The 8,296-nt window shown below is 48.1% G+C and carries 7 protein-coding genes, 1 pseudogene and 1 riboswitch; of the genes and pseudogenes, 5 read left to right on the top strand and 3 right to left on the bottom strand.

All coding sequences use genetic code 11. The features are described from left to right. Both LDL35_RS12850 and LDL35_RS12855 read right to left on the bottom strand, forming a co-directional pair. Positions 1-691: hypothetical protein (locus tag LDL35_RS12850; protein ID WP_304023072.1), on the bottom strand; the 691-nt coding region annotated here is incomplete at its 3' end. A 147-nt stretch (positions 692-838) separates the two neighbouring features. Continuing rightward, positions 839-898: riboswitch (Fluoride riboswitch) on the bottom strand. A gap of 97 nt (positions 899-995) precedes the next feature. After that, the gene (locus LDL35_RS12855) at positions 996-2,180 is read right to left on the bottom strand and encodes an MFS transporter (protein WP_304023074.1); all 1,185 of its coding nucleotides are present in this window, start codon (positions 2,178-2,180) and stop codon (positions 996-998) included. 219 nt (positions 2,181-2,399) lie between these two features. On the opposite strand from LDL35_RS12855, the pseudogene LDL35_RS15430 reads away from it, so the two are divergent. Continuing rightward, positions 2,400-2,990 (top strand): annotated as a pseudogene (locus tag LDL35_RS15430) (histidine kinase N-terminal 7TM domain-containing protein); the annotation flags it as partial. A gap of 3 nt (positions 2,991-2,993) precedes the next feature. Next, the gene (locus LDL35_RS15435; protein WP_369694932.1) at positions 2,994-4,445 is read left to right on the top strand and encodes an ATP-binding protein; all 1,452 of its coding nucleotides are present in this window, start codon (positions 2,994-2,996) and stop codon (positions 4,443-4,445) included. A gap of 21 nt (positions 4,446-4,466) precedes the next feature. Here the strand turns inward: LDL35_RS15435 and LDL35_RS12870 are convergent, their stop codons facing one another. Next, entirely contained in the window at positions 4,467-4,736 is a 270-nt protein-coding gene (locus LDL35_RS12870) for a hypothetical protein (RefSeq protein ID WP_304023075.1), read from the bottom strand. Positions 4,737-5,157: 421 nt separating this feature from the next. On the opposite strand from LDL35_RS12870, the gene LDL35_RS12875 reads away from it, so the two are divergent. The 3 genes from LDL35_RS12875 to LDL35_RS12885 all read left to right on the top strand — a co-directional run. Then, positions 5,158-5,385 (top strand): hypothetical protein, encoded by a 228-nt coding sequence (locus tag LDL35_RS12875; RefSeq protein WP_304023076.1) that lies wholly within the window; start codon positions 5,158-5,160, stop codon positions 5,383-5,385. Then, a complete protein-coding gene (locus tag LDL35_RS12880; protein ID WP_304023078.1) occupies positions 5,382-5,726 on the top strand; it encodes a hypothetical protein in 345 nt (114 codons plus the stop codon). Before LDL35_RS12875 ends, LDL35_RS12880 begins: the two co-directional genes overlap by 4 nt. Beyond that, positions 5,723-8,296 (top strand): hypothetical protein (locus LDL35_RS12885; RefSeq protein WP_304023080.1); only part of this gene is annotated, 2,574 nt, incomplete at its 3' end. The genes LDL35_RS12880 and LDL35_RS12885, both read left to right, overlap by 4 nt.

Raw genomic sequence — 8,296 nt, forward strand, 5'->3', positions numbered from 1 at the left:
CCAGGATCTGTCCCTCGATATGGTTCATCTCCGGATATTCAGGAAAATTTTCATGAAAATACCGGGAAGGCTCGTCAAGGAATCGGGCAAAGGTACTGACCACAGTATCGCTGAAATCATCACCCGGTTCATATCTCCGAACCGTTATCTCTTTTCCCCTGATTATCACGCAATACGATACTGTGGCGAATTCAGCGGTCAGTTGATTGATCTCATCACAGAGGTGAGTAAATGGTTCAGATGCAATATAGTGCCTCAGATACTCCTGTAGATCAAAAAAGCCCTGTGAGTTCAGTGTACAGGCATTAAGTTCATGGACAAGCCCCCTGACGGTATCACAATAAATCCGGGCAGCATCAAAGAACCAGCTCTTTTTTTGCCAGGGATAATGGAGTTTTTCAGACTGAACCAGATGACTTCGCATCATCTGCATCCCTTGTGCAAATCGTGATACTGCTGTGTGGATCTGTTCATTCTCCAGGTCACGAACGATCTCATGTTGGTAGCTGATCTCCCTGATGCCGGGTAACGGGGCATAAAAATACGGTTTCAGGTTATACTCTTCATACCCGCTGATAATGGCGTGAACAATCTGATCTATGTGCAGATCAGAGAAGAAATCCGGTTCTGTGACACTGTTTTCTCGAATGTCATCTTCCGGTCCCTGGAAAAGAATGCTATAAAAGACCATTCAGCATCTCCCCATGCTTTCGAAAATAGCCGCAAAATAACCTGTTCCATCCTCCATCACTGAAAACTGATGAAAAGAATGGTTTGCAAAATTAATCCCGCATAGAGATGGATATTCCCAACTCATGTATTCACCTTCATATGTTCCTTCCGGGTAGAGGTCATTAGCACGGAGCGGTTTTCGGTGGACCTCATCACCGGCAGGAATCCGTGAAGGGAGGACCTGCTGTATGTACCTATTGGAGAAATTTCATAATAAATGGTGAGGGTCTGATTTTACCAATGCCAGAAAAGGCAGAGGAATTTTACGATTCCTGATTACCCAGAGATCGCCGTACCCTGATAAAGACGATGCAGGCGGCAAGTGACAACAGGGCCGGGACTACCGGTGCAAGTGATGCATTTGTCTCATACATCCATCCGATGAGAATCCCTCCGATAAAAAACCCTGCTCCATAGACCGTATTGAATATGCCATAGGCAGTTCCCCGCTTTGATATATGAATACTGTCTGCTATGGCAGCACGAAGGACGGTCTCCTGAATCCCCATGGATATTCCAAAGAGGATTGCAGAGAGGAAGATGAGTTCCCTGCTCATGCCAAATCCCAGAAAAGGCAGGATGATACCGATAAGCGGGATAGGAAGGAGGAGGATAATCCCTTTTGTATCATAGAGTCTGCCGGCTATGGGAGCTATTGCTGCATCGACCAGCATGGCACCGGCATAGAGAAGAGGTATTTCATATGCGACTAAAAGCCCGGTCTGTAATGCATGAAAGGAGATGAGCGGGAAGGAGAGAAACCCGGCAGTGCAGAGGAGGGTGAAGACTGAGAACAAGACAAATTCCTTACCGATGCCGGTAGTATCACTCCGGAGGGCACTATGGCCTTTCTCAAATGACACCGGATCAGGAAGGAGTCTCCATGCAACCAGGACAAGTCCGATGAGGATGATAAACGGTATGAAGAGGAGAAGAAATCCCTCCTTATAGGTCCCGGTCCCTGCTAGAGCGACTGCAAGGATGACTGGGCCTGCAACCGCTCCGATCTGGTCCAGGAGTTCATGAATGCCAAATCCCATCCCCCTGCCGATAGGTGCGGTTGCATGGGAGAGGATGGTGTCTTTTGGCGGGGACCGGATTCCCTTCCCGATTCGTTCAAGTATGAAGAGAACTGCTGCCATCTCCCATGAACCGGTAAAGGCGAGAAGTGGCACCGTGATGAGCATCCCATATCCGAGAGCGGTCAAAGCCCAGTACATCCTGGTAGAGTCTGCAACCCTGCCTGATATGAGCCGGACTGCATATCCCAAAAACTCACCGGCGCCGGTTATCGTCCCGACAAGGACTGCAGATGCACCAAGGGTCAGCAGGTAGGGGCCACTGATACTCCTGGCTCCCTCGTAGATAATATCACCACAGAGGGCGACTATGCCAAGGATAATAATAATCCGGTATGCCGTTTTATGGCCGGTCCGGTCCAGGGTCATAGATGATACTCTGTTCTGATTTGATTTATGGTTCACTTCAGAAACAAGGAATCGGTTCCACTCATCTGCTTTAAATAGTATGACTGAATATTATCTTTCATAAACCCGTTTTCTGACCCGTGAGGTACCATGTTCTGAAAAACGGGTCAGGAAATTGGAAAATCATCGATCATGGACATCCTGATATTTTCTCTCCTCCTTATCGCCTCAGCGGGTATCATGCTGGGTTTTGGCATATATAGCAGGCGGTATTCTTCCAACCCTGCAACTGTACCTTATCAGTTGCTCATGTATTTTGCAGCCGCATGGTCTCTGATATATGCCCTGGAGCTCTCCTCACCCAATCTTCAGACAAAGATCTTCTGGCACAATATCAAGTTTATTTTTCTTCCATTTCTTCCGGTCTTTGAATTGTGGCTGGTCATTACGTTTCTTCGACGCGAAAACTGGATTTCTGGATGGAGATTTGGTCTTCTCTGCATTATTCCTACTCTCTCCGTCCTTTTTGCTCTTTGAAGTCCGCTTCATGCACTCTTTCGGTATCAGTTTGAACTCAAAGAGATCGGGGAATTTTCTGTTCTGACGTATGTTTCTGGTCCGTTCTTTCAGCTTCACATGGTTTACTCATACACTCTCATCTTCCTGGCCTTTCTCCTGCTGGTCTTTATCAGGGATGGAACTCATCGGATGTATCTGAAACAACGGATTATTTTAGCCCTTGCACTATTCCTGCCGGTTATCATTGCATTATCATATGATCTGGGATTCACCTTCATACCTGGCGTAAATCCGGCACCGGCATTCTTCTGGGTGATGGGAATTCTCTACAGTATTGCATTATTCAGGTACAAACTCTTTGACCTGGTCCCGATAGTCCGGAGTACAGTGATTGATCGGATGGGAATGCCCATGATCGTTCTGAATAATGAAGAGAAGATAGTCGATATCAATCCTGCAGCTGTCCGCCTGCTTGATGCAATACAATCCCCTGTCGGGATTTCACTGAAAACCTGTGCATCCGCCTGGCCGGAACTTGTGAGTTTTGCATCAGGGGATTTTCAAGGACGGCAGGAGATTATTCGGAAGGAAAAGGATCAGAATTTCAATTATGAAGCCAGAATTGATCTTCTATACTCTGATTCTGGAGATATTGAAGGAAAAGTACTTCTCCTGACAGATATTACCCTCCAGAAAAAACTGGAAGAAGAACTACGGGAGAGCGAACGCCGGTGGAAAAGTCTTATTGATGGTGCTCCCTTCCCGATTGTTATCATTCGTTCCTCAGATAATACGATTTTACTTGTAAATTCCCGGGCTATTGAGCAGTTTCAGGTGCCGGCAGACGATCTTATTGGAAGTCAGACTGACCGGTTTTATGGCGATATCTCTGTCAGGAATCCGATCATCGACCTTCTAAATACGAAGAATGCGGTGGATGACGTCCTGATGGAGCTGAAGACAGAAAAAAAAGGTTCATTCTGGGTGTATGCATCGGTCCGGAAGATAACCTACATGGGCGTTGATGCGTATTTTGTATCATTTGCTGATATTACCCAGAGAAAACTGCTGGAAGATACACTTCAACAGAAGAATTCTGATCTTGAGATGCTTTCCCATTCTCTTGAAACGACGAATAAAAAATTAAACCTGCTCTCAAGTATCACCAGGCATGATATTCTCAATCAGGTACAGATAATTTTACTCCTCTCTGATATGCCTGTTCCACTTTCAGAGGAAGAGATCAAGCAGAATATGGCCATGATCTACGAGGCCGGGAAGGGTGTTCAGGAACTGATTGAGTTTACTGCGGAATATCAGTCTCTTGGACAGACAAAACCCGGCTGGCAGAATATTTCAGAGATTTGCACGAACCCTCACATTATCCGGATGGTATCAGGTATTGCCTATCGCATTCCTGATGTCCGAATCCTCATTTTTGCAGATACCATGCTGAATAAAGTATTTTTCAACCTGGTAGAGAATTCTATCCGTCATGGGAAGACCGTTCAATCCATCTCTGTCTCGTTTGAAAAGAGAAATGACGGTTTTATCCTCATCTATGAGGATGACGGGTGTGGGGTCCCCTATGAGGAGAAAGAGAAGATATTTTCCAGAGGTTTTGGGAAGAATACGGGTCTTGGGTTATTCTTTATCAGGGAGATTCTCGACATCACCGGTCTTTCTATACAGGAATGCGGAATCCCCGGGAAGGGTGTCCGGTTTGAGATAGGTGTTCCGGAAGGGAAGTACCGGATTGATGGGTAAGAAAGGCCCTTGTATTACTCCTTATACCTGACCTGAACAGCGCAAAATGATCACTACGCCGCCCTGACTTTTCCAATAAAAGTGAGTCAAATCCATCTCTTCAAGCATCTTCATAGTCTTTTTTTGAATGTTTACACTCCCGGATACATTGTCAAGAGCTGCAAAGAGTTCCCTGGCGATATGAAAGTCTTTGACCGTTGCATCTATCCGGTACCCTCCCCCGTCAAGTTCGGTCCGTTCCCTCTGGAACTGAAATATCGCAGCAACAGACCGGATCATAGCAAGCAGCATCCCCGGGTTCCTCCGGTTTGCAGGAGACTCAAAATTATAATCGCCAGTGAGTTCTTTTCCGGTAAAAAATACCGTATCGTTATCATGGGTTCACCTATGAACCCCCCTGTTCCGGACCCTCCTTCGATGAATGATACATACCCTTTCAGATATCACATCAGTATCTGCTCCAGATGAACGGAGGGTATCCCCGCTGCCCTCTCTCACTTGTATATCCCAAAAATACCTCAGAGCAAGCACATTTTCCTGCCCGCACTCTCATGATTGATCTGATTTCATTATCTAATTCAATTTATTTCCTGATTACTAACCGGTATATTTTAATCCATGCCGGATGCATCCTCTTCTCCCTTTTGGAAGATGACTGACCACTGTGCCAAAACCCCTGTGGTCTTTCCCTTCCGGAAGGAGAGGTACAAGCATGAACGAAATATCCATGCGAACATACCGGGATATCTTCACCGACAAAGAACTGGTGAGATACAACCCAGGACAAACACGAGAAGAGAAGAAGAATGCCGTGTCCCCAACCGATGACCTTGCTTGGCGGCGGATCACAGAAGGGGACTATTCATACATTATTTTAGCATTAGAAAAACCTACCCACGTCTCTTCAGGGTTGGCTTATAAGGCAGGGTGTGGTGTATGACTGATATACCCCAATACCAGACCATGCGAACCGCTCCTCATGCAGCCAGGTCATTTCTTGAGGCTCACGGGTATTGCACGATGCATCTTACCAATCGTCACTACCCGGTGGACTTTATCGCCTGGAAAGGACGGCAAGACATTCTTTTCGTCAGGGCATTCTCCGCTCGCGGCATGAAACCAAAGAAGAAATTTACCGCCCATCTTGACCGGCTCCGCTCCTTTGTCAGCAGTATCCTCTGCCCTGGCAGGGTTGAACTCTGGATCGGAGGAGGTCTGGAATGGAAACGGTATCATGTCATGGCCGGAGGATTTCGTGCCTTGTCCGGAGGTCTCATATGACCGGACCAGACCCCATCCTCTCATCCCTTTTAACACTTACCAGGCAGGGGCAGGTTGTAGAGGTCAGGATCATCACCCAGGATGGAATCGGATCAGGATACTACAACAATTTGGCAAAACTCGCACAGGCGGTGAAGATCCTTGACTCAAATCCGCAGATCAAAGGGATTTACATCACTTTAAACGAGATAAACCCGGCACTTCTTGCAAGGAGGGAGAACCGGATTATCATGCGTCTTACAAAAAAGGATGCAACAACCGCAGATCATGATATCACCCGCAGAGTCTGGCTTCCGATAGACATCGATCCCAAGCGTCCGTCCGGAGTCTCCTCCTCTGACGAGGAACATGCGGCAGCGTTCAGAAAGGCGGATGAGATTGCTGCATATCTCACTTCTCTTGGCTGGCCCGCACCTCTTCGTGCAGATTCAGGAAACGGGGCCCATCTCTTGTACCGGATAGACCTGCCCAATGATGATGACAGTCGGGAACTTATCAAATCCTGCCTGCATAACCTCCATCTCCTCTTCTCTGATGAGGTCTCTACGGTTGATTGTGCCAACTTTAACGCAGCCCGGATATGGAAACTCTATGGCACTACATCACGAAAAGGTGATAATACAATCGAGCGTCCTCATCGAAAGGCCCGTCTTTTTGCAGGACCTGACAGACTTACACCGGTTCCCGATTCTGACCTTCACCGTCTTGGTCAAATCTTTCCAAAAGAACCGGAGAAGATGACCAGGACCGGAAAAGAAGAACCAGTAACCGACCTTGCCACCTGGCTCACAAGTCATGACCTTGGTTATGTGGCAAAACCCTACGCTGACGGGACCCTCTATATCCTTGACCAATGTCCCTACTCTGACGCCCATCAGGACGGAGCATATGCCATCCAGTTCAGTTCAGGCGCAATCTTTGCCGGATGTCATCATGATTCGTGCGGAGGAGGAACCCAGCGGTGGCGGGATTTAAAACGCATGTATGACGGGACCATTGATATTGAAGACCGACTGAAAAAACTCCGGAGGGATCGGATTTTGGATAAAGCGGTCTATGAAGGGAGAGTTCCTGCATCACTATCTGATCCTGGAATAGAGGAGAAAGCAGAACGGATTCTCACCACAGCAGATCCTATCCCGTACATGCTTGACACCTTCTCCCAGGACCATGAAGGAGACCGGGTCGTTGCCGAGTGCCTCATCATGTCCCTTGCATCCCGGTCGGTGATCAACTCCAAGGGACTTCATGTCTCGATAACCGGAGAGTCAGGGAAGGGCAAGTCTCACGCCATTGATACCATGATGAATCTTGTCCCGCCGGAAGTCAGGCTTAGTGGCCGGATGAGTGACAAGGCACTCTTTTACATCAAGGATCTTCAGCCAGGGATGGTCATTGCCCTTGACGATGTAACGCTTTCAGATCAGATGCAGGAGATATTAAAGGGCGTAACCACATCATTTCAGCGTCCGTTCACCTACCGTACGGTAAGTAAAGACCGGAACGCTGTTACCTGCACTATCCCGGAGCGATGTGTCTGGTGGATAGCCAAGGTGGAAGGTGCCGGGGATGACCAGGTCTTTAACCGTATGCTGACCGCCTGGATTGATGATAGTGAGGAGCAGGATAAACGGGTGTTATCCCGGATGCTGGCAGAGGCTGCACGCCCTCCAGATACCAGAGGAGAAGACCGGGAGGATGTGCTGGTTGTCAGGGAGATGTGGCGAAAGCTTGAGCCTGCCTTTGTTCTAATCCCCTATGCAGAGCGTATTCAGTTCCAGTCTGCGTCGAACCGGAGAAACCCGGACATGCTGCTTGATCTGATAAAGACTCATGCAATTCTCATGCAGTTTCAACGGGAGCGGACGATCCGGAATGGGATGGTCTGTATCTCTGCGACCCATGAGGATTTTTCAGAAGCGGTACGGCTGTATGATGCTCTCAATGGTGAGACCGGTGGCCAGTCCACAAAACTGACGAGGCGGGAAGCTACCCTCATCACTTCTATTGAGAAACTGGGGCTTGTTGAGATGACGGTCCCGGAGCTGCAAAAGATTACCGGGTGGGCGAGTTCATCTCTCTATAAACTCCTGAACGGGTATAATTCCCGTGGAAATACCTACTCCGGCCTACTTGAGAAATGTCCTGCCATATCGGTGTATGAGCGGTCGGTGACGACAGGTGAGGATGGACGGACGATTCATCGAAAGACAAAGGTCTATGCCTGGGATTCATCCCTGTATGCTGCATGGGTGAAGGGTGGAGCGGTCAGTCTCCGCGATGAGCCCGGGGATAATGAGCGTGATTTCAGCGATCATGATCCGTTTGATCCTGATTCAGACAGTCCTTTAGATCTGGATGATCCCTATGACTCCAACGATTCATCTCCGATAAATGAATCCGACTCTCATGACCATGGTGATTGCCGTATGGGCTCAGATACTCTGGAGGTCTATGAGTACACATCCGGTCAGCCAGGCCATTCAGGTCATCCAGATCAGCCGGGTACGGAATGTCTGAACGGTCAGGATGGTCAGGATTGTCAGGAGAGATCAGTCAGTGAAGCAGTG

The organism is Methanospirillum hungatei (assembly GCF_020216685.1).
Classification (GTDB): Archaea; Halobacteriota; Methanomicrobia; order Methanomicrobiales; family Methanospirillaceae; genus Methanospirillum; species Methanospirillum hungatei_B.